Raw genomic sequence first — 26,183 nt, forward strand, 5'->3', positions numbered from 1 at the left:
CACCCAATGCCCGGTCGATGCGGCCTCTAACCGACGAATGACCTGCCGGGCAGCACGACACGAAAGGGCGCCTCCTGCGCCCCTTCCGACCGTTGGTTAGTTGAGTTCCGAACGCATCACCCGCACGGGAACCGACTTGTACGAGGGCGTGCCGCTGTCCACGTCGATATAGTCCAATGGCACCAGCTGGTTGGCCTCGGGGTAATAGGCGCCGACCGAACCGGGGGAGATCTTGTACTCGATGGCGGTGATCCGCTCGTAGCGCATCTTGCGCCCATGGGTGACGGTTTCGATGTCGACCAGATCGCCGTGGGCCAGGCCGCGAGCCTGCAAATCCGCCGGGTTCATGAACAACACGTCGCGGCGACCGAACACGCCGCGGTAACGGTCATCCATGGCGTAGATGGTGGTGTTGTACTGATCGTGGCTGCGCAAGGTAATCAGGCGCAACACATCATCGCCATCGACCTCCTTGTCCTCGTGCAGGCCCGGGAACACGAAGAACTCGGCCTTGCCCGACGGCGTCATCCAGATGCGTTCAGTGGCCGGCAGCGGCATGCGGAAGCCGCCCGGCACGCGGATGCGCGCGTTGTAGTCGTCGAAGCCTGGCAGGGTCTTTTCGATCAGGTCGCGGATCTTGTCGTAATTGGCGCTCAGCTCCAGCCAGGGCACCGGGCTGTCCGGCAGGGTGGCGTTGGCCATACCGGCGACGATTGCAGGTTCCGAGCGCAGGAACTCCGATGCGGGCAACAATTTGCCGGCTGACGCGTGCACCATCGACATCGAGTCTTCGACGGTGATCGACTGGCGCTCGCCGTTCTGCACATCCAGTTCGGTGCGCCCCAGGCACGGGAACAGATAGGTTTCCTTACCCACCAGCAGGTGGGTACGGTTGAGCTTGGTGCCGATATGCACGCTCAGGTCCAGCTTGCCCATGGCCGGGAAGCACTGGGCCGGGTCGGGCAAGGCCACCGCGAAGTTGCCGCCCAGGCAAATGAGCGCCTTCGACGTGCCGGCGATCATCGCCTGCATGGCTTGGACCGAGTCGTGCCCATGGGCTGCCGGTGGCTTGAAGCCCAGCACCTGCTCGATCTTGTTGAGGAACTCGGCGGAGGGCTTCTCGGTGATACCCACCGTGCGGTTGCCCTGCACGTTGGAGTGGCCGCGCAGCGGGCAAATACCGGCGCCGGGCTTGCCGAAGTTGCCACGTAGCATCAGCAAGTCGCAGATCAGGCGAACATTGGCGGTGCCTTCGTTGTGCTGAGTGATGCCCATGCCATAGGTGACGATGGTGGCATTGGACTTGGCGTAGGCCGCCGCGACCTTTTCCATCTCGGCCTTGGACAGGCCGCTGGCGTGTTCGATATCGAGCCATTCGGTGGCCAGCAGGTCCGCCTTGAGTGCCTCGAAACCATTGGTGTGATGCTCGATGAACGCATAGTCGAGCACCTGGCCGACCGAATCCTCCATCTCCAGCAACGACTTCATCACCCCCTTGATGGCCGCCGCGTCGCCGCCAGCCTTGACCTGCAGGTAGGTCGAGGCGATCCGGGTCGAGCCGTAGGTGGCCATCTCGATCATGTCCTGCGGGTCGGCGAAACGCTCAAGCGCCCGCTCGCGCAGTGGGTTCATGACCATGATCGGCACCTTGCGCCGCGATAGCTCATGCAATGTGCCCATCATGCGCGGGTGGTTGGTGCCGGGGTTGTGGCCGATGGAGATCAACAGCTCGCACGACTCGAAATCGTCCAGCGACACCGAGCCCTTACCCATGCCGATCGAACGCGGCAGGCCGACGCTGGTCGGTTCGTGGCACATGTTCGAGCAGTCGGGGAAATTGTTGGTGCCCAACGCCCGGGCGAACAACTGGTACAGGTAGGCTGCCTCGTTGGAAGCGCGTCCAGAGGTGTAGAACTCGACCTGGTTTGGCTCCAGGCCGCGGAGGATCTCGCCGATGCGGGCGAAGGCGTGCTCCCACTCCACAGGCTTGTAGGTGTCGCTGGCGTGGTCATAGACCATGGGATGGGTCAGGCGCCCAAGGTCTTCGAGTTCGTAATCCGTACGGTGCAGCAGTGTGGCCACGGGGTGGTTGGCGAAGAACTCGGGAGTGACGCGTTTGTTGGTTGCCTCCCAGGTCACCGCCTTGGCGCCATTCTCGCAGAACTGGAAGGTCGACCTGTGCTCCTTGTCCGGCCAGGCGCAGCCTGGGCAATCGAAACCGTCCGGCTGGTTGGTGCGCATCAGCGTGAGGGGGGCTTTCAGGGTGTCCATCTGCTCCCGTACCGCCGTCGCGGTCGCTTTAAGCGCACCCCAGCCTCCTGCGGGGCCATCGTAATTTCGAACACCTGGTACCTTGCGTCGATTAGCCATGGCTGCTCCAAATACAACTTATACCCAACAGGTATAAATCCGTGTCGAATGGTCGAATTCCGCACTAGCGGCTGATTAAGGCTGCGCATCACTTAGGAAGTAAAAAGATACAACCTCATTAAGGAAAGGCAAATTAAAGTTGATGTCTCGGGTTACGCCTGTCCCGGTCTATTTTTTTTGCAATGCGATCCCACGCATGATCTATCCTTCACCCACCATGCGCGCCATCCTGAATGCCGCATGAGTCGATCCTGATGAGCAGTCAATGATCCATCTCATTCGCACTTGCGAAGTTGCCCCACATTCGACTGAGGCAGAGAAAGCATGGATACATACAATACGTTGGCACTTGATCTGGCACGGTTACAATTTGCCTTCACTGTCGCTGTCCATATCATCTTCCCTGCAATAACCATCGGCCTCGCTAGTTACCTCACCGTCCTAGAGGGACTCTGGCTGAAGACCGGGCGCGATGTGTATCGTGAACTTTATATATTCTGGATAAAGATCTTCGCGCTGAACTTCGGCATGGGTGTAGTTTCCGGGTTGGTGATGGCCTATCAGTTCGGCACCAACTGGTCGCAGTTCTCCCTTTTCGCCGGCGGTATCACCGGCCCCCTCCTGACATACGAAGTACTGACTGCGTTCTTCCTCGAAGCGGGCTTTCTCGGCGTGATGCTGTTTGGCTGGGATCGCGTGGGCCGAGGTCTGCACATGTTCGCCACCGCCATGGTTGCGATCGGCACGCTGATTTCGACGTTCTGGATTCTTTCCTCCAACAGCTGGATGCACACCCCCCAAGGTCACGAAATCATCGATGGCCACGCGGTCCCGGTGGATTGGCTGGCGGTCATCTTCAACCCGTCGTTCCCGTTCCGTCTAGCACACATGGCCATCGCCGCATTTCTCGCCACCGCGTTCTTCGTAGGCGCCTCCGGGGCCTGGCACTTGCTGCGCGGCAAGCACATCGAACCGGCCCGCACCATGCTGTCGATGGCCTGCTGGATGGCCCTGATCGTGGCGCCGATCCAGGCCGTGGTCGGTGACGCGCACGGCCTGAACACCCTGGAGCACCAGCCAGCGAAGATCGCTGCCATCGAAGGACACTGGGAAAACATCCCCGGCGAACCATCGCCGCTGATCCTGGCCGGCTGGCCGGACATGAACGCCGAGAAAACCCACTTCGCCATCGAGGTCCCCTACCTGGGTAGCCTGATTCTGACCCACAGTCTCGACCGCCAGATCCCGGCGTTGAAGTCGTTCCCACCCGAGGATCGCCCCAACTCAACGGTGATCTTCTGGACCTTCCGGCTCATGGTCTGCATGGGCCTGCTGATGATCCTGGCTGGGTTTTGGAGCCTGTTGCTGCGCCGTGGCGACCGGCTGCACACCACGCCACTGTTCCTGAAATTCATGCTGTGCATGGGGCCTTCCGGATTGATCGCCCTGCTGGCGGGCTGGGTGACGACTGAGATGGGGCGCCAGCCTTGGGTCGTGTATGGCCTCATGCGCACCAAGGATGCGGTATCACCGCTGACAGTGGGAGAAATGAGCATCAGCCTGGTCCTCTTCGTGCTGGTGTACTTCGTGCTGTTCGGCACGGGTATCACCTACATGCTCAAGCTGGTGCACAAAGGGCCTCAGCCACATGAAGCCGCACCTTCGGCTGAAGGCGATGCTGGCCTGTCGAAGACGCCGGCACGCCCTATGTCCGCAGCAGACGATCATTGAGCGTGCACAAGGCGATTGGAACTTGAGGAGCGACTGCTATGGGCGTCGATATCACGCTGATCTGGGCATTGATCATTATTTTTGGGGTCATGATGTACGTCATCATGGACGGCTTCGACCTCGGCATCGGCATTCTCTTCCTGGCGATCAAGGACAAGGAAGAACGCGACGTCATGATGAACACCGTCGCGCCGGTGTGGGACGGCAACGAGACCTGGCTGGTGCTGGGCGGTGCGGGTTTGTTTGGCGCCTTCCCACTGGCCTATTCAGTGATCCTCAGCGCCCTCTACCTGCCGCTGGTGCTCATGCTGTTGGGCCTGATTTTCCGTGGCGTGGCCTTTGAATTCCGCTTCAAGGCCAGCGAGCGTAGTCGCCACTGGTGGGACAAGGCATTCATCGGCGGCTCGATCGTCGCCACCTTCACCCAGGGTGTCGCCCTGGGGGCATTCCTTGATGGCATTCCGGTAGAGAACAACATGTATGCCGGCGGCCCACTCGATTGGCTGCGACCTTTCCCCTTGTTCTGCGGCTTCGCGTTGTTGCTGGCTTATGCGCAGTTGGGCAGCACTTGGCTGATCATGAAGACCGAGGGTCGCTTACAGGAAGAGATGTACCGCTACTCCTCGTATTTCATCTGGGGTCTGCTGGGCGTCATCGCCGTGATCAGCGTGTGGACACCGCTGGCCCACCCCGAGATCGCCCAGCGCTGGTTCAGCCTGCCCAACCTGTTCTATTTCCTGCCTGTGCCATTGCTACTGCTGTTCTGTTTCTTCGCTACCTTGACCACGCTGGCACACCGAGCCACCGCTTCGCCATTTCTGCTCACCCTTGTGGTGATCTTCCTCGGCTACAGTGGCCTGGGCATCAGCATCTGGCCGAACATCATCCCGCCGTCGATCACCCTGTGGCAGGCAGCGTCCCCCGTGGCCAGCCAGCTGTTCGCGCTGATCGGTGCGCTGTTTATCCTGCCGTTCATTCTGGTGTACACCGCGTGGAGCTACTACGTGTTCCGCGGCAAGGTGAAAGTGGGTGATGGTTATCACTGATCGGCTTGCAGGTCACTCTGCATGAGCAGCAACGGCTCCCAGTTCAAGCGCCGGGCCAAACCGCTGTATGACGCTGAGTTTCAGCATCGATAGCCTTCGGCGTGAGTGTTTTAAGGCCTTGGCGCGAACGGGAGACCTGCAAATTCTCCGTTTCATGAAGATGACCGGCAGTTGACCGCTCTTTCGAGACCCCCATGATTGTTCAGAACCAACCTAACATGCTGCGTGTCATGTTCACGCTCAAAGGATCTGTCGCCAAACGTATTGTCGTGCGCAGCTTGCTGGTCACCCTTCTGGCGTCTCTCATTGTCCTGGTCGAGAGCCAACACCCTGCATTTTTCTCCAAGGTGAATGCCACACCGTTCACCCTGCTCGGGCTGTCACTGTCCATCTTCATGAGTTTTCGCAACAACGCCTGCTATGACCGCTGGTGGGAAGGACGCAAGACCTGGGGAGAGGTCGTCATCGAAATGCGGACATTCATCCGTGAGAGTGCGGTAATCCCCGATCAGGCCGTCAGAGAAAAACTGCTGCACAGCCTCTGCGGATTCGCCCACGCGCTCAACGCCCGTCTGCGCAACGAAGACGAACTCAGCGCAGCCCGTCCTTGGCTTGCCAATGACGTCCCCATCGCCGCACACAACATTTCCGACGGTATCCTGCTGCACGTGGGCAAGGTCTGCTCCCAACTCGCCGAGGACAAGCTCATCAGTGAGTGGCGATACATGCTGCTGGAGCAACGTCTGAGCGCGTTCACCCACGCGCAAGGCACCTGCGAACGGATCAAAGCAACACCGATACCCTTTCCGTATACGCTGCTGCTGCATCGCACCATATACATTTTCTGCATACTGCTGCCCTTCGCCATGGCCGAACCATTAGGTTGGATGGCGCCGATTTTCACCCTGATCGTGAGCTACACGTTCTTTGGGCTGGATGCGATCAGCAATGAACTGGAAGACCCATTTGGACGAGATGAGAACGACCTGCCCACGGATGCGATGGTCCGCGTCATCGAGCGGGATGTGCTCGGTGCGCTTGGATGCCAGGACCTGCCACCGCCCTTGCAACCGGTAGGCTACATACTGAGTTGACCGGCTCGACCGAATATACCCGGGCAGTCCGACGTGCCTGTCGCAAGGGCCCGGCCTGCCAGCATCGAGCCTGCCTGGAAAGCTGAAGGCGCTTAGACGCTTAGAGGCAACGACACAGTCGAAGGTGGAGGGATAGTCAGCCCTTGGGCAATGGCACTGGCTTCAAGCTTCGCACGCTCCGCGTCCAGAAAAACATACGCGGCTTGCAGGGTGGCGATCTTCGCTTGTATTTCGGCCATCTTGCTGGCAACCAAGGCTGCGCCTTGCGCGCAATTGATCGTGTTACCCCGCTTGGCCGCCAGGATATCCCCGATCTCGGCGAGTGAAAAACCCGCACCCTGGGCACTCTGAATGAACGCCAGGTCGATAACGGTCTGATCGCTGTAGCTGCGGTAGTTGTTGGCCTGTCGATGGGCCACGATCAGCCCGAGCTTTTCGTAATAGCGCAATGCATGGCGGCCAAGTCCACTTCGGCGCTCCAACTCTCCAACATTCACCGTAAAAACTCCTTGACTGTAGAGTACGCTCTACACCTTAGCCTGCGCCCATCATCCAAACAAGGAATCAGGCATGAGCGTGGAATGCTTCGTCACAGGCGGCAGCGGATTTGTAGGCCAACATCTCCTGGCCCGTCTTACTGCGACAGGGCACAAGACCTGGGTGCTCATGCGCAATCCTGGAAACCTCGAGCGGCTCAGAGAGCAGGTAAGCCGACTGGGCGGTGACCCTGCGTATGTCCATGCCGTTGAAGGCGACATCAGCACAGAGGACCTTGGACTCAGCGAGGCGGACAAGGAGTGCGTGTCTTCGGCCTCGGTGGTCTTTCACCTTGCGGCGGATTTTTCCTGGGGGCTGACGATGGAACGCGCCCGCGCCGTGAATGTGCAAGGAGCGCTGAGAGTCGCCAAGCTTGCGGCGAGCCAGGACATCCGATTGCTCATGGTGGGCGGCTTCATGCTGCAAAACCTTGCCCACCTTGCCAGTATCGGCGTTGATGACGAGCGCCCTGAAAACACAGATTGGCCTGCAGTCTACGCCCGTGTGGGAGGCTACGAAGGCAGCAAGATCGAATCCCATTTCGCAGTCATCCGTTACATGCAGGATGCCGGCGCGGATTACACGGTCGTTCATCCGGCTACGGTCTGTGGCCATAGCGAGACTGGGCACATCCCGCAAGGACAACCTCTGGCCGACCTCATTCGAAACCTGGCACAAGGCCGGTTCAAAGCGATCCCTGGCTCTGCCAGACACTGGTTGCCATTGGTCAGCGTCGATTACCTGGTGAAGATGATAACCTGCGTGGCGTTCGACCCCTCGATGGCCAACCGGCAGGTCCTGGCGCTCTATGAGCACACCCCGAACCTGCAAGGGATGCTCGAGCAGATCGCAGGAACGCTGCAAGTCAAGGCACCTCGCCGCCATGTACCGATAGGATTGCTCAGGTGGATTTTGACGGTTCCGGGCCTGGCGGCGCGACTGGCGATCAGCGCCGAATCATTGGACTTCATTCAGACCCAGCGCTTCGACATGCGTCCTAGCGAGCATCTGGAGCACAAGTATCAGTTCACACACCCCGACATGGCGCGGACGCTGGAAAAGACGGTGCGCTACGTCAAAGGTTACTTGCCCCACTGAGGCAACCCGGTTGAGAGGGGCTCGAACAATACCTGTGACAACGGGCCCATGCTCCAAACGCATGCCACAGGACGCCGGTACCCATCGATAGAAACAAGTGCCCTGGGCACTCCAAAGACCCATGACAAGGAATGTATTCATGCAGTCTCATTTCGGCAAAGGCGTCCTCTTTGCCTTGGGCGCCGCAGCCCTGAATGCAACAATCGGCGTTCTCAGCAAGGTATTGATGAACAGTGGATTCAGCTCCAGCAGCATCGCCTTGATCAAAACGGTGCTCGGCTGCCTGCTGCTGTCGGTCCTGCTGATGTTTCTCAAGCGGCCCGCGACCACGGCCAAGTGGTTCCCTGCAGCGGTGTGTGCCTTTCTCGGCATTTTCGTGCTGTTCCACTTTGAAACCTCGGCCTACAGCCATTACGCCGCGGCGGGTGTCGTCGTGATTCTGATGGCGAGCGCTTCCATTTCCTCGATCCTGCTGGGACGCCTGGTCCTCCGTGACCCCATCACCGCCAACGCAACGGTAGGCGCCGGCTTGACGATCGCCGGTATTGCGGTGATTTTCGGCGCAGACCTGGGCCAAGGCTTCACGCCGCAAGGCGCAATACTGGCGTCGATTGGCGGCTGCGGTTATGGCGCATTTTCGGTGGCCATGAAACGCATGGGTGTTTCCGGCGGGCTGCATTTCACGCGGCAGCTGTTGTTTTTCGGAAGTCTTTACCTGCTGATGCCAGCCGCGACCGATGGTTTCATCCTGGGCGAACTGTCGCTGGCGGCGATCACGGCGTTGTTGGCATTGGCGGCATTGCCGACCATCCTGGGTTTCTTTTGTACCACCAAGGCCATCGAATATTTAAAGCCATCGCAAGTTCAAGCACTGGAACTGACCGAGCCGCTGTTTGCTGCACTGCTGGCGTTCGTGATGCTCAATGAGGTGCCGCGAGACACGCTGTACCTGGGGGCTGGCCTGATTCTCTTTGGCCTGTGCTTCTCCAACGAGCTGATCCGACTGGGCAAGAAGGCGCCACAGCCGTCCGGCGTGTAGTTCGTCTTCAGAAGCTCCGACACGACGCGAGCCGGCGCCCCGAGGTGCGCCGGCTCGCGTCGCTGCATTACCAGACCGCGATGTCGTACGTCAGGTAGATTCGGTTGCTGTCGCGACCGCGGGAAAAATCAGAACGGTAGACATAGTTGCGCAGTTTCACGCCCAACCCTTTGACGGGGCCGGACTGCACAACGTAGGCGAGTTCCATATCACGCTCCCATTCGTTGAGCTCAGCGTCAGCGGAGCGACCATTGTCCCCGCTCAGGTAGCGCGCCATGAAGGTCAGCCCGGGGATACCGGCCGCTGCAAAGTTGTAGGCGTAGCTTGCCATCCAGGTTTTCTCTTCCTCCTCGATGAACTTACCGATGCCGACGTTGCTGAACGAGTAGACCGTCGCGCCGCTGATGTATGGCAGCCCAGCATCGCCGTCGAGCACTTGGTAACCGGCACCGACGGTGTGCCCGGAGTGGGTATACGACACCTGCCCACTGAACATGTCGTTGTCGATCTTGCCGCCGTGAGCGGCTCCGCTGTCGCGGCTTTTGAAGTAGCGCACGTCGGTGGTGAACACCCCGCCGGCCAGCGGCAGGTCGTGTACCAGGCCGGCGTAGTCCTGACGGTAGAAGTGTTCGAGCTGGCCGTGGAAGTAGCTCACACGCAGTTGCTTGTTGATGGCGTAGTCAGCGCCGGCAAAGCTGAAATCGCCAGACTCCTCGCCACCATAGCCATCCAGGTACAGGCCCGTGCTATCGGACGAGTCCCGCTGTTTGAAGCGATCCAGGTGGCCGGCGGTCAGGGTCAGCCCTTCGACATCGGTACTGGTCAGTTGCGTGCCTTGGTAGGTCTGAGGCAGTAGCCGCGCATCGTTGTAGACCAACACCGGCGTCTTGGGCAGCAAGGTGCCATGCTTGACCACGGTCTGCCCCACGCGCGCCTTGGCCGTCACCCCGGCGCTGGCGAATTCGTCTGCGGCACGGCCATCGTCGTGGACCGGCAGCAAGCCGGTACCGCTGCGCCCACGGCCCGAATCGAGCCGGACACCGACCAGCCCCAGGGCATCGAGCCCCACACCCAGCGGGCCTTGAGTAAACCCTGATTGGTAATCGAGCAGGAAACCTTGCGCCCATTCCACCCGCTCACTCTTGGCGTTCGCGGCAGCGCGGGGGCTCATGCCCTGTTCGTCACGGAAGTTTTCGTTGAAATAGACATTGCGCAGCTGCAGCTTGAGCTTGCCGTCATCGATGAATCCGGCAGCGCCGGCCACAGGCAGCCAGCCGCAGAGCAGGCCACAGGTGGCCCCACGGAAAACAGCTCGGGACATGTTCGGTACTCTAGTTGTTGTTCTTGGATAGAGGTGGGCGCCAGGAGCGCCCCATGCAGATCAGACGAAGAAGGACAGCGCCCCCGTGAGCAACGCCAGTGCCGTGATCACCAGCGAGGTGAGTACCGCCCATTTGACGGTGGCTTTCTGGAAGTCGCCGATATCGCGATCGACCATGCCCACCAGCAGCAAGGTCGAAGCCACCAACGGGCTCATCAGGTGTACCGGCTGCCCCAGCACCGAGGCACGGGCGATTTCGACCGGGTCGATGCCATAGGCGGCAGCCGCGTTGGCCAGGATCGGCACCACGCCAAAGTAATAGGCGTCGTTGGACAGCACGAAGGTCAGCGGCATGCTGGTCAGCGCCACCACCAGCGGGAACCAGTGGCTCCAGGCCTCGGGAATCCAGTCGACCAGGGTCTGCGCCAGGGCATCGACCATCTTGGTGCCGGAGAAGATGCCCGCGAAGATACCGGCGGCGAAGACCAGCAGCACCACAGTCATGGCATTGCCCGAGTGGGCGAGGATGCGTTCCTTCTGCAGCTCCAGCTGCGGGTAGTTGATCATCAGCGCCGCGACGAAACCGATCATGAACAGCAGCGCGGAGTGCATCACACCCATCACCAAGGCCGTCATGACGGCAATTACCAGCACCAGATTCACGTACGCCAGCCGTGGGCGCTTGTGCGGGTTGTCGCCGAGGATTTCCTTGATGTAGCAATTGCCACCACCGGACTCCAGGGCGATGTTGCCGATACGTCGACGCTCGGCACGGCCCAGCAGGTAGGCGGTGAACACCACCCAGGCCGCACCACCGATCACGGTCGGCAGCATCGGGATGAAATACTCGGTCGCATCCAGCCCGAGCGCGGCGATGGCCCGGGTCGCCGGCCCGCCCCAGGGGCTCATGCCGCTCATGATGCTCAGCGACAGCATGGATACCGTGGCCAGGATCATCGGGTTCATGCCGATGCGCTTGTACAGCGGCAGCATGGCCGCACAGGTGATCATGTAGGTGGTGGTGCCGTCACCGTCCAGTGCCACCAGCAGCGACAGCAGCGCCGTACCGATGGCGATCTTGATCGGGTCGCCATTGACGCGTTTGAGAATCTTGCGGATCAGCGGGTCGAACAGGCCAGCATCGATCATCAGGCCGAAGAACAGGATGGCGAACAGCAACAGTGCCGCCGAGGGCGCCACCATCTTCAAGCCATCGAGCATCATCTTGCCCAGCTCGGGGGCAAAACCACCGATCACCGCGAAGACAATGGGTACCACGGTGAGCGCAACGATCGGCGACAGGCGTTTACTCATGATCAGGTAGGTGAAGGTCACCACCATGATCAGGCCCAGGAGTGCGAGCATGGTCTTTTCTCTTGTTTTTATTGTGTTGCGGCCATCGGCAAGGCAGACGGCCCCCTACCCCACTCGGCATCGCTGGGATGTCGAGTGGGATTTTACGTCAACGATGGGAGGTGGAAGAGGCTTTCAGCCGTGATGCCGAGGCTCGGCAGACCAGTCGGCCTGTGCAATCTGCGTCTCAACCGGTGTAGCCGGGGTGCCGTTCAGGCGACGCAGCAAGGTTTCCCGTTCACAGGCGTTCTCCGACAGCGAGATGACCACGGTGGCCACGGCGTTGCTGGCCAGGCTGGTCAGGGCCCGCGCTTCGGACATGAAGCGATCGATGCCGATCAGCAAGGCAAGCCCTGCCAACGGGATGTCATGGATGACGGTCAAGGTCGAGGCCAGCGCCACGAAACCACTGCCGGTCACACCTGCAGCGCCCTTGGACGACAACAGCATGATCGCCAGCATCGTCACCGTCTGGCCGAGGCTCAGGTCGATGTTGCAGGCCTGGGCGATGAACACCGCCGCCAGCGACAGGTAGATGGCGGTACCGTCGAGGTTGAAGGAATAGCCGGTCGGCAGCACCAGCCCCACCACACCTTTCTTGCACCCCAGCTTCTCGAGTTTTTCCAGCATGCGCGGCAGCACCGGCTCGGTGGACGATGTGCCGAGCACCACCAGAAACTCCTCGCGGAAGTAACGCAGCAGCTTCCACAGGCTGAAGCCGTGCGCGCGGCAGATGCCACCGAGCACCACCAGCACGAAGAACGCGCAGGCGATGTAGAGCGTGCCGACCAGCTTGGCCAATGCGCCCAAGGAGGTCACGCCGTACTGCCCGACGGTGAAGGCCAGCGCCCCGAAGGCGCCGACCGGGGCGAAGCGCATCAGGTAGCCGAAGATGCGAAACACCATGGTCGAGGCCGACTCCAGCACATCGAGTACCGGCTTGCCTTTCTCGCCCATGGACGACAGGGCAAAACCGCTGAGCACCGCGATGAACAACACCGGCAGCACTTCACCCTTGTTGAACGCCCCGATGAAGGTGTCCGGAATGATGTGCATGAAGAAATCGACCACGCTGAGCTTCGCCGCAGAGGTGGCGTATTGGCCAAGGCCCTCGGTGCTGAGGGTGGCCGGGTCTATGTTCATGCCCACACCCGGGCGGAACAGGTACACCGCTGCCAGGCCGATGATCAGGCTGACGATCGTCAGCCCCAGGAACAACAGCAAGGTCTTGCTCATCAACCGACCCAGCGAGCGCTTGTCGGTCATGCCGGCGATGCCGGTCACGATGGTGCAGAAGACGACCGGGGCGATCATCATCTTGATCAGCTTGATGAACGCATCGCCCAGTGGCTTGAGCGCAACGGCCTGTTGCGCCCAGAAGTGACCGACCACCACGCCCAGCAGGACGGCGCAGAGGATCTGGAAATACAGTGATTTCGCGAGTTTCATGAGGCATCACCCATTGTTGAAATTGTGCGGATGTGCGGGTTGCGATGTGATGCAAGCAGCTGCCTACCCCGCCAGCCTGCGCAAGGTTGGGGCGTAGACGAAGCCTGAAAACAGCCGGCGGGCGGTTCTAACCACAGAAGCCTGGAGCGTCTTGCCATCGGCGCCGCTGCGCGAAAGCGCGACGTCGATGCCGCCGCTGGGGTGCTCCAGGCGGACTTCCTCCAGGTGCTGTGCTTGTTCGCCAAGCATGTCCATGATCACGGTGCCCGGGATGACGCAGGCAGTCGCCAGCCCGATTGCACCTGTGATGGCCAAGGCGCGATGGCAGTTGTGAGGCATGAAGTAGCGCACTTGCAGCGTGCCGTCATAGCGTGGCGGGGAAACCAGTACGGGCTTTGGGATCACCATGCCGCTGACATCGCCCAGCCCCATGGCCTTGCCAGCCTTCAGGCGCAAGGCCTCCAGACGTTGCAGCAGGCGGGTGTCGGCATCCAGCTGTGCGGGGGTCTCGGAGCCGGTCACGCCCAGCTGGCTGGCCTCGACGATCATCATCGGCATGGCCATGTCGATGCAGGTCACCGGCACGCCGTCGATCACATCCTGGGCCTGGCCCGTGGGGAACAGCTTGCCGGTCTTGCTGCCTACCGCGTCGAGGAAGGTCAGGTGCACCGGGGCGGCAGTGCCAGGTACGCCGTCGATTGCCGTGCGGCCTTCGTAACGCACGATGCCACCGGGCGTTTCCACCAGCGAATTGACAAAGGTGTTGGTGTTCAAGTTACGGATGCGTACCAGGGTCTTGCCATCCTGGGCCTTGACCAGCCCTTGCTCGATGGCGAACGGGCCAACGGCGCAGAGCATGTTGCCGCAGTTGGGGGCGGTATCGACCCGGCGCTGGGCGACCATGACCTGGACGAAGAGGTAGTCGACATCGGCGTCGGCATGCAGCGAGGGGCTGACGATCGCCACCTTGCTGGTCTGCGGGCTACCGCCGCCGATCCCGTCGATTTCCAGTTCATGCCCGGAACCCATCAGGTTGATCAGCAATTCGTCGCGTTCGACCACATTGGCAGGAAGATCCCATGCATGGAAAAAGGGCCCCTTGGAGGTGCCGCCGCGCATGAGTACGCAAGGAATTCGTTGCATGATTTCGCACTCTTGTTGATCAATGGACATCATTGATGTTGTGGACACAAGATTGACAGGGATGGATAAATCAATCCAATGCAAATATCGTAGTTATTATTGCGATTGGTGAATCAATCCAGAGCCAGGGCCAAAGAGCGATCCGAGATGGAATACGAGCTGCAAGACATACGATCTTTCGTGAAAATCGCCGAACTGGGCAGCTTCCATGAAGCGGCTGAAGCGCTGCATCTGTCCCAACCCGCCCTGAGTCGGCGGATAAAAAAGCTCGAGGAAGGATTGGGCACCTCCCTGCTGGAGCGCACGACCCGCCGCGTCAGCCTGACCAGTGTCGGGCGGGACTTTCTGCCCAAAGCCAGGCGCCTGCTGGATGACTTCGAGGATTCGATCCTGAGCATTCGCGAACTCGCCGAACGACAGACCGGCCAGGTCACCCTCGCCTGCATCCCGACCGCGGCGTTTTATTTCCTGCCGTCGGTGATCCGCGACTACAACGAGCAGTACCCCAAGATCCGCATCCGCCTGCTGGACCTCAGCGCCAACGACGGGCTCGAGGCCGTGCTGCGGGGCGAGGCCGACTTCGGCATCAACATGATGAGCGGCCAGCACCCGGACATCGAGTTCGTCTCCCTGGTGCAGGAGCATTTTGTCCTGGCCTGCCGTCGGGACCACAAGCTGGCGAACCGCGACGCGGTGACCTGGACAGAACTGGCCGACTACCGACTGATCGGCGTAGGCCGCCTGAGCGGCAACCGGATGCTGCTGGACCATGCCCTGTCCGGGCTCAACCTGCGGCCCAAGTGGTTTTATGAGGTCCAGCATCTGTCCACCTCGCTGGGCATGGTCGAGGCCGGGCTGGGTGTGTCGGCCATGCCCAGCCTCGCCATGCCCAGCGCCGATCACCCGACGCTGGTCAGCGTGCCGCTGATCGAACCCCAGGTCACCCGCACCCTGGGGCTGGTCTACCGACGCGGGGCATCGCTGTCGCCGGCGGCGGAGAAGTTCGTGTCGATCCTGTTGGACAAATGGCCTAACCGGTGAGCGAAACGCGCAGAACGGTATAGGGGAGAAACCGGCGGCATTCATGGTTCACTCCCCTCCCAGACCCAGGTCATTGGGTCGACGCTTTTCGATCGCGAACTTGAGCAGTGCCGCACTGCGGAACAGGCCATGGGCGAACTTGCCGTAGGGCAGCGTGATGAACAGCGCCATGACGGTGCCCAGATGGATCGCCAGCAGGATCGCCATCGCGGCGGTGTCGCGCAGGCCCAGCAGGGCAAGGCCCGTGGCGCTGACCAGCAAGAGCAGCAGGATGAACGCCCGGTCCATGGGCCGCTGGGCAACATCGCCCTGCTCCGGCGCCCGGCGCAGGTTCAGCGCCAGTAACCCGGCGGGTCCGACGATCAGGCCCAGACCACCCAAGGTCCCCAGCAACACCGGTGCGCTCAGCAGCGGGTACGGCGCCGGGTAGCCCAACAGGTAGTGGTAGCCGGTGGCAACCGCCGTGGCGGCGAAGCACAACATGAAGCCGTAGAAGGTGAAGTGATGGAAGCGTCGGCGCCAGAGGGTGTAGCGATCATCGGCGTTGTTGCAGCCCTGGCCATGCCCACCGTCCAGATACTTCAGGGTCAGCGCCGCGCTCGAGGCCTCGAGCACCGCTCCCTTGGCCGGTTGCGCCTGGGCCTGGGCAGGCGAGACCGAGCGCCAGAAACGACGCACCGCCACCGCCAGCGCCACACCTGCGGCGGCAAAGACACTGCCGAACATCAACGCCAAGGTGTTATGCGGGAAGACCGCATAGAAATTCCCCGCCAACCGCCCGGGCAACAGCGTACCGTTGGCCCACAATGCCAGCAGTAAAAACAGCGACAAGGCCACTGCCAAGGCACTGGCGACATAAGTGCCGTTGTGCCGATACAGCCGCCCGAAGAGACTCGGCCAGGCGTATTCGGCATAGGTCTGCCCGCGCACCTTGGCCATGGCCTGGGGCACGTTGACAGCGAATTCGTGCGGCTGGGCATACTGACAGGCGTGCAGGCAAGCGCCGCAGTTGTGGCACAGATTGGCCAGGTAATGGATATCGGCCTTGCCGAACTCCAGCCTGCGGGTCATGGCCGGGAACACGGCGCAAAAGCCCTCGCAGTATCGGCAGGCATTGCAGATCCGCATTTGCCGGTCCACTTCCTGCTCCTCAAGGTTCAACACCGGGATCAGAGCGAGGGCCGGCTGGGCGGCATCAGGTTGGCGGGATTCAGGCAGTTGCGCGGTCATGGCGATTCTCTTGTTCTGGATATACATGGCCGGCGGCCGCCGCGGCGCTGGTCCCGGCGATACGGCCGAAGGCAGTGCCGATGGACATGCCGACACCCGCGGTGTAGCCCTTGCCGAGCACATTGCCCGCCATCATCTCGCCGGCGACGAACAGGTTCGGGCTGGGCCGTCCACCGAAATGGACCGCGGCGGTTTCGTCGGTGCGCAGCCCCAGGTAGGTGAAGGTGACGCCGGGGCGCAGCGGGTAGCCGTAGTAAGGAGGGGTATCGATCGGTCGTGCCCAGTGGCTCTTCACAGGCTCCAGGCCCAGGGTGTGGCAGTCGTCCAGCCGGGTGTGGTCGAAGGTGCCGGCCTGACAGGCCCGATTGTAGGCCTGCACGGTGTCGACGAAGGGCTGTACGGGCAAGCCGAGCAGGCCGGCCAGGGCTTCCAGGCTATCGGCGGTGGCACCCGGGAAGACCGGCGGCATGAACCGGCCAAGGGCTTTCTGGTCGATGATCGAGAAGCCCACCTGCCCGGGCTGTTGGGCCACCAGCCGTCCCCAGATGGCATAACGCTTGGGCCAGAAGTCTTCGCCTTCATCATAGAAACGCTGACCGTCGCGATTGACCACCACGCCCAGCGACACACAATCGATGCGCGTACAGATGCCGCCGTCGTACAACGGAGCCCGGGCATCGATCGCCACCATGTGCGCCTGTGTCGGGTCGCCGATCGTGTCGGCGCCCTGTTCGATCATGCGGCGCAACAGAACCCCATCGTTGAAACGCGTACCGCGAATCAGGAAGTTGTCCGAAGGCCACTCCCCTCGTTCGTTCTGCCCCCAGGCCTCGCGCAACCACTGGCGGTTGGACTCGAAACCACCGGCGGCGAGCACGCAACTGCGCGCCTCGATGCGTTCGGCAGGCAAGTGTCGGCCTTGGACCTCACGCGCCGGCACATGCGCGGCAACGAAGCGTCCGTTGTGCAGTTCGATATCGGCGACGGGGGTGTCGTAGCGTATCTGTACGCCCAGGTTCTCGGCACTGCGAAAGTACGCATTGACCAGCGCCTTGCCGCCGCCCATGAAGAACGCGTTGGTTCGAGCGGTATGCAGCGCACCGGATAACGACGGCTGGAAGTGCACGCCATGGCGGCGCATCCAGTCGCGGCAATTGGAGGACGCGCGAATCACCAGGCGCGCGAGCGCTTCGTCGGTCTGGCCACCGGTGACCTTGAGCAGGTCCTGCCAGAACTCTTCTTCTGGGTATGACTCGACCAGCACATCCTGCGGCCCGTCATGCATGCAGCGCAGGTTGCGGGTATGTTGGGAATTGCCGCCCCGCCAGGCACGAGGGGCCGCTTCGAGCAGCATCACGCTGGCTCCGGCCTCCCGCGCCATCAGCGCGGCACAGAGGGCGGCATTGCCCCCTCCGATGACAAGCACATCGATCATTTCGCCTCCAGATCACGAGGAGCCGACTGTTCGGGTGCTCCTCGTGATCGGGGACTCTAATGAGCGGACAGGGACGGCGAAACGCGATCGCCGAGGGGAGGCATTCAGTTTTGCTAAAGGGTCCTCGACGGCAACGGTGTGCACAGGTTCAAAGTAACCGGGCGCCAGGCCACCGCCCCTGCTCCACCAGCTCCCGCGCGAGCTCCTGCAGGACGATCCGGGTCGCCAACGCCGCCGGCGAGAGTTCGTCATCGGTGAGGCTGACGATCACGTTACGCCGCTGCGCCTGAGCCTCATCGATGGCGAACACACGCAAGCCCGCCTGGTGCGCCCGGGCCACCGTCGCGCCGGGCTGGATGGTGGCGGCGTGACCTGCACAGACACAATCCATCAACAGCGACAGGCCATCGATTTCCATGACGATGTTGGCCTCCAGCCCGGCCCGCTCGAAGATCGAACGTAGTGTCGTGCGCAGGCCATGCTGTGTGCTGGGCATCACCAACGCAAGCGTAGCGATCTGTTCCAGCGTGAGGGACTCGCCCCAATCGGCCTTGACCAGCGGGGCGGGAATCAGGACGAACAGCCGCTCGTTCAGAAGCGGCCGGACATCCAGCCGCGGCCCCGTCTCCGCCTGGAACAGCACCGCCAAGTCGAGGTGCCTGGCATTGAGTTGGTTCATCAGGTAGCCGGAGAGCATTTCCACCAGATGCAGACGGATATCGGGATAGCGTTCGCGCATCCTGTCGATCAAGGCCAGGCCGAGAATCGAGGCGGTGGTCGGCGCAAGCCCCACGCTGGCATAGCCGCTCATGCGCCCGCTTTGCGCGGCAAGAACGGCATGCTCGGCCTGGCGAAGCGCCAGGCGTGCATGGTATTCGAAGGCCAGGCCCGCCGCCGTCGGCGAGACGCCCGTACTCGAACGCGTCAAAAGCCGGGTACTCACCTCGCTCTCCAGCTTCGACAGTTGCTGGCTCAATGCAGAAGCGCCGACCCCAAGTTCGAGCGCAGCCCTGCCCAAGCTGCCGTGCTCCAACACACTCAGGAAATAGCGAAGTTGGCGTAACTCCATACAAGTCTCTTTCAACGATGGGGGACCGGTGCGCTACCATGTTAAAGGTATTTGCACCTCGAGGTCGGTTGCGCTTGATCAGTCGGTGCACCTTGGGTTGGCCAAGGCACGATGGGATGGGAGCCGAACCTTCAAGTGGAACAGCGCCGCGTTCAACCGCTGTCAGCGCAGACCTCTCGCAACACGTTGCGCATCCACTGATGGGCAGGGTCCGCTGCGAAGCGCGGATGCCAGAGAAGTGACACGGTAAACGTTGGTGTGGGTACCGGCAGGGCGAATGTGTGCATGCCCTGGCGTAGGTTGGCAGTATGTCGTTCGGGCACACTGGCGATAAGGTCGGACACCCGGGCCAACCCCACCGCCGTTGAAAAGCCGCCGACGATTGTCATCACCTTGCGTTCAAGCCCAAGCACGTGCAGCGCGTCGTCGATCTCCCCTCTCTCGGCTCCCGTCCGCGACACCAGAATATGCTGGCCTTGGGCATAGCGGGCTGCGGTGACCTTGCCCCGAGTCAGGGGGTGCCCTGCGCGCACGACGCCCACATGGTTGTCCCTGAACAACGCCTGAGTGAATAGCTCAGGCGCTGTCGAAGGCTCTATAACACCGGTTTCCAGGTCTACCATGCCTTCGCGCAGCGCCTTGCTGTCTTTGTCCGGCTTCTGCAGGAAGCACAAGCGCACACCGGGGGCCTGCTCGCCAACTCGGGCAATGAGCGCAGGTCCGAAACACTCCACGAAGCCCTCGCTGGTTCTGAGGGTGAAGGTTCTAACCAGTCCCTTAAGATCAAGTGTCTGGGACGGGCGCAAGACCGTCTGCGCCTCGCTCACCAGTTGGCTGACCCGTTCGCGTAGCTCGATCGCCCTGGGCGTAGGCACAAGCCCTCGCCCGGCCCTGACCAACAGCGGATCCCCTGTCGTCTCACGCAGGCGTGCAAGGGCACGGCTCATGGCCGAAGGGCTCAGGTGCAGGCGCTTGGCGGCCCCGGCCACACTGCCCTCGGCAAGGACAGCGTCGAGAGTAATGAGCAAGTTCAGGTCTGGCGTGGTCATGGATGGATGTTAGCGCACCCACGTCCAGATATGGCGTCTGGTGCATCAATAAAGTGCAACCCGTGCGTCTTCCGCCACCCCTTGGCGCTCCCTACAGTCGATCCATCGGTACATCCGTAACGAAATCGACCTGGAGAGCCCATATGAACACGCTGGAAAAATTCATTGGTGATGTGCGGTCCGTATGGGGACCGTTGAGTTCAGAGGTGGTTGCCGGCTGCCAGCAATACTTGGAGACCCTGGTGAACTCACCTGTGACAGAGCCATGGCTGGCAACCTTGCACCTGGAAGCCTCCGAACGACGAGAGCTTCACCGAGACCCGGATCATGGCTTTGTCCTGCTCGCACACACCGAGCCCACGGGACTGTACCGCCCACCTCATGACCATGGCAGGGCTTGGGTCATCTATGCAGTCCAGCAAGGTGCCATCGAAGTGACCACCTATGCCCGGATTGAAGACCCAGACGGCAGTATGAAGCTGGTGAGGCGCGCAGCCACGGTGATCTGGGCCGGACAGAGCCAGCTGTACCTGCCGGGAGACATCCATGACACACGCTGCATCGATGGCCCTGCGCTGCTCTTTCGCTTTACCGAAAGAGACCTGAAGAAAGAAGAAAAAGAGGCTGGCCGCCTGACCCGCTACGTCGACCAGGCTGGCACCTGGATCCCCGAGACAGGGCTGTGAACATCCCCTGCGACCAGGACGGTCCCGCATCGGCCACGATGGCACATGGCAACCGCCCTGAGCCTTCCCCCGCCATCGCGATCGGGGCCGTGCTGGCGGCCATGGTATTGGTGGTACTGAACACGACCATGGCAACCGTTGCCTTGCCGACGATGGCCGACGCCCTGCAGGTCACCCCGGCTACCGCTACGTGGATACTGACCGCCTACCAGGCAGCGCTGCTGATGGCACTGCTGCCCTGCGCCGCACTCGGGGAGCGTCTTGGTTATCGTCGGGTGTTCGGTTGGGGCGTGTGGCTGTTCACCGGCGCCAGCGTGCTCTGTGCCCTTTCCCCTTCCCTGCCATGCCTCATCGCTGGCCGTTTACTGCAAGGGCTGGGCGGGGCCGCGGTGATGGCCTTGGGAATGGCGCTACTACGCCGAGTGGTCACACATCGGCGACTGGGTGTCGCCATTGGCTGGAATGCCCTGGCCGTTGCCCTGTCATCGGCCACCGGCCCGGTGATCGGTGCGGGCCTTCTAACGATTGCGCAGTGGCCCTGGCTCTTTGCAGCCCCCCTTCCACTGGCGGCAGCCGTGTTGTTCGCTACCAGGGCGCTACCCGACTCGTCCTGCACATCGCACCCTCTGGACTTCATCAGCATGCTGTTGAACGCAGGGGGCTTCGCGACACTGATCACCGCCGCCGGAGTCGTCACCAGCAGCCCGCAGACCGCTGGTGCGTTGCTGGCCGGCGCCCTCATTCAACTGTGGTTGTTAGTGCAAAGAGAAAAGACCAAGGCAGCACCACTACTCCCGCTAGATCTATTGGCCTGCCGATCCTTGCGCGTGTCTGTGGTCAGTTCGATCTTGTGCTTCGCGGGCCAAACGGCAGGCATGGTCGCCCTGTCGTTCTTGCTGCAGCAAACGCTTGGCCTGGGAGCTTGGATGGCAGGGCTACTCTTGGCGCCCTGGCCCTTGATGGTCGCCTTGACGGCGCCGTTCGCTGGTCGCCTTGCAGACCGAGCGCCCACCACAGCGCTGTGTTTGCTAGGTGGCCTGTGCCTTGCCATTGGGCTCGGCGCCGCTTCGCAGGTCCAGACAACAGGCTCAGCCCTGGTGTTGGTACCACTGTGCCTGCTGTGTGGCTTTGGCTTCAGCCTCTTCAACGTGGCCAACAATCGCAACATGTTCATGACTGCCCCTCTCCAACGAAGCGGCGCCATGGGTGGCTTGCAAGGCACGGCGCGATTGATCGGACAATCTGCGGGCGGGGTGATCATCAGCGCACTGTTCACGCTATTCAGCCACGAGTCAGTGCCCCAGATCGGCCTTGGCATCGGTGCGATGCTGACCCTGACCTCGGCACTGGCAGGTTTGCAGCGAGGTAAGTCGATTAACACCGCGAAGCATGACAATACGCAGAGCCGCAGGTGAACAGCGCCTGTCTCGCCACCTGATGACTGGCAAGGTCGACATGGACAAGCTCCAGGCGGGTGGTTTGCAAACGCAAAAAGGGCGACCCTTTCGGATCGCCCTTTTCGGTGCCCGGAAACCCGGGGCTTTGTTTGGTAGGCACAATTGGACTCGAACCAACGACCCCCACCATGTCAAGGTGGTGCTCTAACCAACTGAGCTATGTGCCTGTCGATGAGGGCGCATTCTACGCGCTCCAAAATCGCTGTCAACTGTTTTTTTCGCGCTAACCCACTGAATCTTAAAAATATTTACCCGACGCGAAGCGACGGGGGGAGTAAAGGATTTTCAACAGACGACTAGCGGGTGTTTATTATTATTGATAGCATCGGTACATTCGTTAAAAATATAAAACACGAGGTTCCCCGAGCATGGCCAATACCCCCTACCCCCAGTCCTACTACGCCGCCTCGGCCAACCCGGTGCCGCCACGTCCGGCGCTGCAGGGTGAGGTGGAGACTGACATCTGCATCATCGGTGCCGGCTACACCGGTCTGTCCAGCGCCCTGTTCCTGTTGGAAAACGGCTTCAAGGTGAGCATCGTCGAGGCTGCCAAGGTTGGCTTCGGCGCATCGGGCCGTAACGGCGGCCAGATCGTCAACAGCTACAGCCGCGACATCGACGTCATCGAGCGTACTGTCGGCCCCAAGCAGGCGCAACTGCTGGGTCAGATGGCCTTCGAAGGCGGGCGCATCATTCGTGAGCGTGTGGCCAAGTACAACATCCAGTGCGATCTGAAGGACGGCGGCGTGTTCGCTGCACTGAGCGCCAAGCAGATGGGCCACCTGGAGTCGCAAAAGCGCCTGTGGGAACGTTTCGGCCACACCCAGCTGGAGCTGATGGACCAGAAGCGCATCCGCGAAGTGGTCGCCTGCGACAACTATGTCGGTGGCATGCTGGACATGAGCGGCGGCCACATTCACCCACTGAACCTGGCCCTGGGCGAAGCTGCCGCGGTCGAGTCGCTGGGTGGCGTGATCTATGAACAGACCCCAGCCGTGCGCATCGAGCGTGGTGCCAACCCGGTCGTGCACACCCCGCAAGGCAAGGTGCGCGCCAAGTTCATCATCGTTGCCGGTAACGCCTACCTGGGTAACCTGGTACCAGAGCTGGCAGCCAAGTCCATGCCATGCGGCACCCAGGTGATCACCACCGAGCCGCTGGGCGAGGAACTGGCCCGCACCCTGCTGCCGCAGGACTACTGCGTCGAGGACTGCAACTACCTGCTTGACTACTACCGCCTGACCAGCGACAAGCGCCTGATCTTCGGCGGTGGCGTGGTCTACGGTGCTCGCGACCCGGCCAACATCGAAGCAATCATCCGTCCGAAGATGCTCAAAGCCTTCCCGCAGCTCAAAGACGTGAAGATCGACTTCGCCTGGACCGGCAACTTCCTGCTGACCCTGTCGCGCCTGCCACAGGTGGGTCGTATTGGCGACAACATCTACTACTCCCAGGGCTGCTCCGGTCACGGCGTGACCTACACCCACCTGGCGGGCAAGGTTCTGGCCGAAGCCCTGCGCGGCCAGGCCGAGCGCTTCGACGCCTTCGCCGGTCTGCCGCACTACCCGTTCCCGGGTGGCCAGCTGCTGCGCGTACCGTTCAGCGCCCTGGGCGCCTGGTACTACAGCCTGCGCGACCGTCTGGGCATCTAAGACGAGCCGGGGCGACGAAAGCGTCGCCCCAGGTATTGTCGGTCCTATCGCGGGCCAAGTCCGCTCCTGGCTGCAGGCGCGAGCTTGGCCCGCGATTGCATTACTGGCCCAGGCTGCGGACCGCCTGCTTCGCCGCGATTTCCTGGCCTGCCCGGGCCAGTTCGTCGGCGGCCTGCAGCCAGCGCTGACGGTCCACCTGGGCCGGCAGCTGCTTCGGTGGCTGTACCAGCACTGCCCAACTTCCCGTCTTCGCCCACGCGGCCTCGAAATCATCGAACGCCATCAACAGGCGACGCTGCATCCCCGAACGCAACAGCACCCGCCCTTTGTAGCTGTCATAGCCAATCAGCACCGCGTAGCGTGGCTCACTCCAAAAGGCCGAGCCTTCTTCGTAACGCACTAGCACCGGGTTGCCTGCCGCCACCTGGGTCAGCAAGGCCTCCAGGCGCTTGTCCAGCGGGTAGACGACCATGCCGTACTCACGCGCCACCTTGGGAATGCCCGTGCCCAGGGCGTCGGCGCCCTGTGGCAGGTTGAGGGGCTTTTCAAGCAAGCCCGGCGTGATGCCCACGCCCTGTTGCGACAGCAGGGCCGCCAGTGCCATGGCCCCGCTGTGATTGGCCTTGCCGCGATAGAACGGCACGCTGCTGATCTCGACCCGCTGCGCCTGGCCCTTCGCCACAGGCGATGGACCGCTGGCGCAACCGACCAAGCTGGCCGCGACCAGGCACGCAGCCAGCAGCCGGCGCGATGAAGTGAAGGTTTCTTGCAACATGGGCACTCGCTTGTTCCGTCGCCAGGCAGGCAGCGCCCGGCCCTGGGTTCCGATCATAGGCTGGGCGCGTGTTTGGGTATAGCCCGTCACCGGCTTGGAACGAAATGGCCCAAGGGAATAGACCTTCGGTCAATGGAACGCACCGCCCGGCGGGCTAGACTAAAGCAGTGTCTGGAAGGCGAGCCCCGTGCCCGCCTGAGAGAAGGAGGCACACATGAGCCTGACAATGGCGCTTCTGATGTTGGTGGGGATGTGGTTGAGCGTCGCCGCCGCCATGCTGTGGGGGGTGTTGCGCATCGTGCGCCGGCATTCCCACCCTCACCTGCCACCGCAAACGTTGCCCAAACCACAGCCGGCGCGTCGTGCGCGGCGGCACGCAGGGGCGCACTGACCGTTCAACCCAGCCTGCCAGCGCGGCCCACACGGGAAAGACCGCTCCCTAACTCCAGCCCCTGAACCCTGAATAGCAGAGGGGGCGCACTGCGCCCCCTCGTTTGTGCTTCGAGCGATCAGCCCTCGGCAGCTTCGCGCTTGAGCCGAGCCCGGCGCGCCATGATGTTGAGCACTTCGATCGCGGTCGAGAAGGCCATAGCGGCGTACACGTAGCCTTTTGGCACATGGGCACCGAAGCCCTCGGCGATCAGGGTCATGCCGATCATGATCAGGAAGCCCAGCGCCAGCATCACCACGGTCGGGTTGTCGTTGATGAACTTGGCCAGCGGGTCGGCAGCTACCAGCATCACGACCACGGCGCTGATCACGGCGATGATCATGATCGGCAGGTGCTCGGTCATGCCCACGGCAGTAATGATGCTATCGATCGAGAAGACGATGTCGAGCATCAGGATCTGGCCGATCGCGGCGGCAAAGCCCAGGGTGACGGTGGATCCAGCCTTGGCTTCTTCCTTGGCGCCATGGGGGTCGACGTTCTCGTGGATCTCCTTGGTCGCTTTCCATAGCAGGAACAGGCCACCGGCGATGAGGATCATGTCCTTCCACGAGAAGCTGTGGCCGAACACATCGATTACAGGCTCGGTCAACTGGACGATCCAGGCCACGGTCGAGAGCAACGCCAGGCGCATGACCAGCGCCATGCTGATACCGATACGCCGCGCCTTGGAGCGGTAGGCCTCAGGCAGCTTGTTGGTCAAGATCGAGATGAAGATCAGGTTGTCGATGCCCAGCACGATTTCCATGGCCACCAGCGTGGCCAGGGCGACCCAGGCAGCGGGGCTTGCAGCGAGTTCCAGCAAATATTCCATGATTTAGTCCTGCATCGGGTCCGGGTCAGATGTCCTGGGTGTCGCTTTTGTCTTCAGCAGCCTTGGGCTTGGCGCCCTCCGAGCCGATGGCCTCGCTCAGGGCCTGCTGGGCAGCTTCGTTGGTCTTGTCGATCGCCTGCTTGGCCGACTCGGCGGCCTGGTCGAGCATCTGCTGGGCGGACTTCTCGGCCTGGTCGCAGCCAGCAAGGCTGAACAGGGCCAAGGCCAGCACCAAGGGCGTGCCGATGGATTTGAGTTGCAACATGGGGTCCTCGCTTGTCCAATTTCCGGCGCTGCTTGCAGCGCCTTATGGGTGGGCATTCTAGAGAACGCCATACATCAGGAA

At 61.8% G+C, this 26,183-nt stretch carries 23 protein-coding genes and 1 tRNA gene; 10 read left to right on the forward strand and 14 right to left on the reverse strand.

Features of this window, described 5'->3' with window-relative positions:
* Positions 1-96 precede the first annotated feature (96 nt).
* Positions 97-2,370, reverse strand: coding sequence for an FdhF/YdeP family oxidoreductase (locus tag ABOA88_RS04695; RefSeq protein ID WP_196168672.1), 2,274 nt, complete (start codon positions 2,368-2,370; stop codon positions 97-99).
* Positions 2,371-2,694: 324 nt separating this feature from the next.
* On the opposite strand from ABOA88_RS04695, the gene ABOA88_RS04700 reads away from it, so the two are divergent.
* The 3 genes from ABOA88_RS04700 to ABOA88_RS04710 all read left to right on the forward strand — a co-directional run bounded on the left by ABOA88_RS04700 (position 2,695) and on the right by ABOA88_RS04710 (position 6,241).
* A complete protein-coding gene (locus tag ABOA88_RS04700) occupies positions 2,695-4,101 on the forward strand; it encodes a cytochrome ubiquinol oxidase subunit I (protein ID WP_367851016.1) in 1,407 nt (468 codons plus the stop codon).
* A gap of 38 nt (positions 4,102-4,139) precedes the next feature.
* Positions 4,140-5,147, forward strand: a complete 1,008-nt coding sequence (gene cydB, locus ABOA88_RS04705) for a cytochrome d ubiquinol oxidase subunit II (protein WP_196168674.1) — start codon at positions 4,140-4,142, stop codon at positions 5,145-5,147.
* A gap of 194 nt (positions 5,148-5,341) precedes the next feature.
* Positions 5,342-6,241, forward strand: a complete 900-nt coding sequence (locus tag ABOA88_RS04710) for a bestrophin family protein (RefSeq protein WP_367851017.1) — start codon at positions 5,342-5,344, stop codon at positions 6,239-6,241.
* 92 nt (positions 6,242-6,333) lie between these two features.
* Here the strand turns inward: ABOA88_RS04710 and ABOA88_RS04715 are convergent, their stop codons facing one another.
* Complete coding sequence (locus tag ABOA88_RS04715) at positions 6,334-6,738, reverse strand: MerR family transcriptional regulator (protein WP_367851018.1); 405 nt, start codon at positions 6,736-6,738, stop codon at positions 6,334-6,336.
* A gap of 73 nt (positions 6,739-6,811) precedes the next feature.
* Between ABOA88_RS04715 and ABOA88_RS04720 the strand changes: the two genes are divergently transcribed.
* Both ABOA88_RS04720 and ABOA88_RS04725 read left to right on the forward strand, forming a co-directional pair.
* Complete coding sequence (locus ABOA88_RS04720) at positions 6,812-7,876, forward strand: SDR family oxidoreductase (protein ID WP_367851019.1); 1,065 nt, start codon at positions 6,812-6,814, stop codon at positions 7,874-7,876.
* Positions 7,877-8,015: 139 nt separating this feature from the next.
* Complete coding sequence (locus ABOA88_RS04725) at positions 8,016-8,915, forward strand: DMT family transporter (protein WP_196168678.1); 900 nt, start codon at positions 8,016-8,018, stop codon at positions 8,913-8,915.
* 67 nt (positions 8,916-8,982) lie between these two features.
* On the opposite strand, the gene ABOA88_RS04730 is transcribed toward ABOA88_RS04725, so the two are convergent.
* The 4 genes from ABOA88_RS04730 to ABOA88_RS04745 form a co-directional block, all read right to left on the reverse strand.
* Positions 8,983-10,236 carry an OprD family porin gene (locus ABOA88_RS04730; protein WP_367851020.1) on the reverse strand — a complete coding sequence of 418 codons (1,254 nt, stop codon included), beginning with the start codon at positions 10,234-10,236 and terminating at the stop codon, positions 8,983-8,985.
* Between the two features lie 60 nt (positions 10,237-10,296).
* Complete coding sequence (locus tag ABOA88_RS04735) at positions 10,297-11,601, reverse strand: CitMHS family transporter (protein ID WP_043215617.1); 1,305 nt, start codon at positions 11,599-11,601, stop codon at positions 10,297-10,299.
* A gap of 123 nt (positions 11,602-11,724) precedes the next feature.
* Entirely contained in the window at positions 11,725-13,038 is a 1,314-nt protein-coding gene (locus tag ABOA88_RS04740; protein WP_196168680.1) for a dicarboxylate/amino acid:cation symporter, read from the reverse strand.
* A 63-nt stretch (positions 13,039-13,101) separates the two neighbouring features.
* The gene (locus ABOA88_RS04745) at positions 13,102-14,181 is read right to left on the reverse strand and encodes a 4-oxalomesaconate tautomerase (protein WP_367851021.1); all 1,080 of its coding nucleotides are present in this window, start codon (positions 14,179-14,181) and stop codon (positions 13,102-13,104) included.
* Between the two features lie 147 nt (positions 14,182-14,328).
* On the opposite strand from ABOA88_RS04745, the gene ABOA88_RS04750 reads away from it, so the two are divergent.
* Entirely contained in the window at positions 14,329-15,222 is an 894-nt protein-coding gene (locus tag ABOA88_RS04750) for a LysR family transcriptional regulator (RefSeq protein WP_043215830.1), read from the forward strand.
* A gap of 48 nt (positions 15,223-15,270) precedes the next feature.
* Here ABOA88_RS04750 and tcuB read toward each other — a convergent pair whose 3' ends face one another.
* The 4 genes from tcuB to ABOA88_RS04770 form a co-directional block, all read right to left on the reverse strand.
* Entirely contained in the window at positions 15,271-16,452 is a 1,182-nt protein-coding gene (gene tcuB / locus ABOA88_RS04755) for a tricarballylate utilization 4Fe-4S protein TcuB (RefSeq protein ID WP_230387668.1), read from the reverse strand.
* The gene (tcuA, locus tag ABOA88_RS04760; protein ID WP_367851022.1) at positions 16,433-17,887 is read right to left on the reverse strand and encodes an FAD-dependent tricarballylate dehydrogenase TcuA; all 1,455 of its coding nucleotides are present in this window, start codon (positions 17,885-17,887) and stop codon (positions 16,433-16,435) included. The genes tcuB and tcuA overlap by 20 nt, the downstream gene beginning before the upstream one ends.
* A 148-nt stretch (positions 17,888-18,035) precedes the next feature.
* The gene (locus ABOA88_RS04765) at positions 18,036-18,956 is read right to left on the reverse strand and encodes a LysR family transcriptional regulator (RefSeq protein WP_367851023.1); all 921 of its coding nucleotides are present in this window, start codon (positions 18,954-18,956) and stop codon (positions 18,036-18,038) included.
* A gap of 152 nt (positions 18,957-19,108) precedes the next feature.
* Positions 19,109-20,005: a LysR family transcriptional regulator gene (locus tag ABOA88_RS04770; protein WP_196168684.1), complete on the reverse strand. Its 897-nt coding sequence runs from the start codon at positions 20,003-20,005 to the stop codon at positions 19,109-19,111.
* A gap of 143 nt (positions 20,006-20,148) precedes the next feature.
* On the opposite strand from ABOA88_RS04770, the gene ABOA88_RS04775 reads away from it, so the two are divergent.
* Both ABOA88_RS04775 and ABOA88_RS04780 read left to right on the forward strand, forming a co-directional pair.
* A complete protein-coding gene (locus ABOA88_RS04775) occupies positions 20,149-20,691 on the forward strand; it encodes a hypothetical protein (RefSeq protein WP_367851024.1) in 543 nt (180 codons plus the stop codon).
* Entirely contained in the window at positions 20,688-22,106 is a 1,419-nt protein-coding gene (locus ABOA88_RS04780) for an MFS transporter (RefSeq protein ID WP_328326468.1), read from the forward strand. Before ABOA88_RS04775 ends, ABOA88_RS04780 begins: the two co-directional genes overlap by 4 nt.
* A gap of 132 nt (positions 22,107-22,238) precedes the next feature.
* Here the strand turns inward: ABOA88_RS04780 and ABOA88_RS04785 are convergent.
* Positions 22,239-22,315 (reverse strand) — tRNA-Val (locus ABOA88_RS04785).
* Positions 22,316-22,516: 201 nt separating this feature from the next.
* Here ABOA88_RS04785 and ABOA88_RS04790 point away from each other — a divergent pair.
* Positions 22,517-23,800 (forward strand): NAD(P)/FAD-dependent oxidoreductase, encoded by a 1,284-nt coding sequence (locus tag ABOA88_RS04790; RefSeq protein ID WP_043211788.1) that lies wholly within the window; start codon positions 22,517-22,519, stop codon positions 23,798-23,800.
* Between the two features lie 100 nt (positions 23,801-23,900).
* Here ABOA88_RS04790 and ABOA88_RS04795 read toward each other — a convergent pair whose 3' ends face one another.
* Positions 23,901-24,632 (reverse strand): peptidase C39 family protein, encoded by a 732-nt coding sequence (locus tag ABOA88_RS04795; protein WP_367851025.1) that lies wholly within the window; start codon positions 24,630-24,632, stop codon positions 23,901-23,903.
* Between the two features lie 157 nt (positions 24,633-24,789).
* Here ABOA88_RS04795 and ABOA88_RS04800 point away from each other — a divergent pair, with 157 nt between their 5' ends.
* The gene (locus ABOA88_RS04800) at positions 24,790-24,966 is read left to right on the forward strand and encodes a hypothetical protein (protein ID WP_196168687.1); all 177 of its coding nucleotides are present in this window, start codon (positions 24,790-24,792) and stop codon (positions 24,964-24,966) included.
* Between the two features lie 118 nt (positions 24,967-25,084).
* Here ABOA88_RS04800 and ABOA88_RS04805 read toward each other — a convergent pair whose 3' ends face one another.
* The gene (locus ABOA88_RS04805) at positions 25,085-25,837 is read right to left on the reverse strand and encodes a TerC family protein (RefSeq protein WP_196168688.1); all 753 of its coding nucleotides are present in this window, start codon (positions 25,835-25,837) and stop codon (positions 25,085-25,087) included.
* Between the two features lie 25 nt (positions 25,838-25,862).
* On the reverse strand, positions 25,863-26,102 hold the full coding sequence (locus ABOA88_RS04810) for a hypothetical protein (RefSeq protein WP_196168689.1): 240 nt from the start codon (positions 26,100-26,102) through the stop codon (positions 25,863-25,865).
* Positions 26,103-26,183: the final 81 nt, after the last annotated feature.

The organism is Pseudomonas sp. PKS (assembly GCF_051913525.1).
Lineage (GTDB): Bacteria > Pseudomonadota > Gammaproteobacteria > Pseudomonadales > Pseudomonadaceae > Aquipseudomonas > Aquipseudomonas guariconensis_D.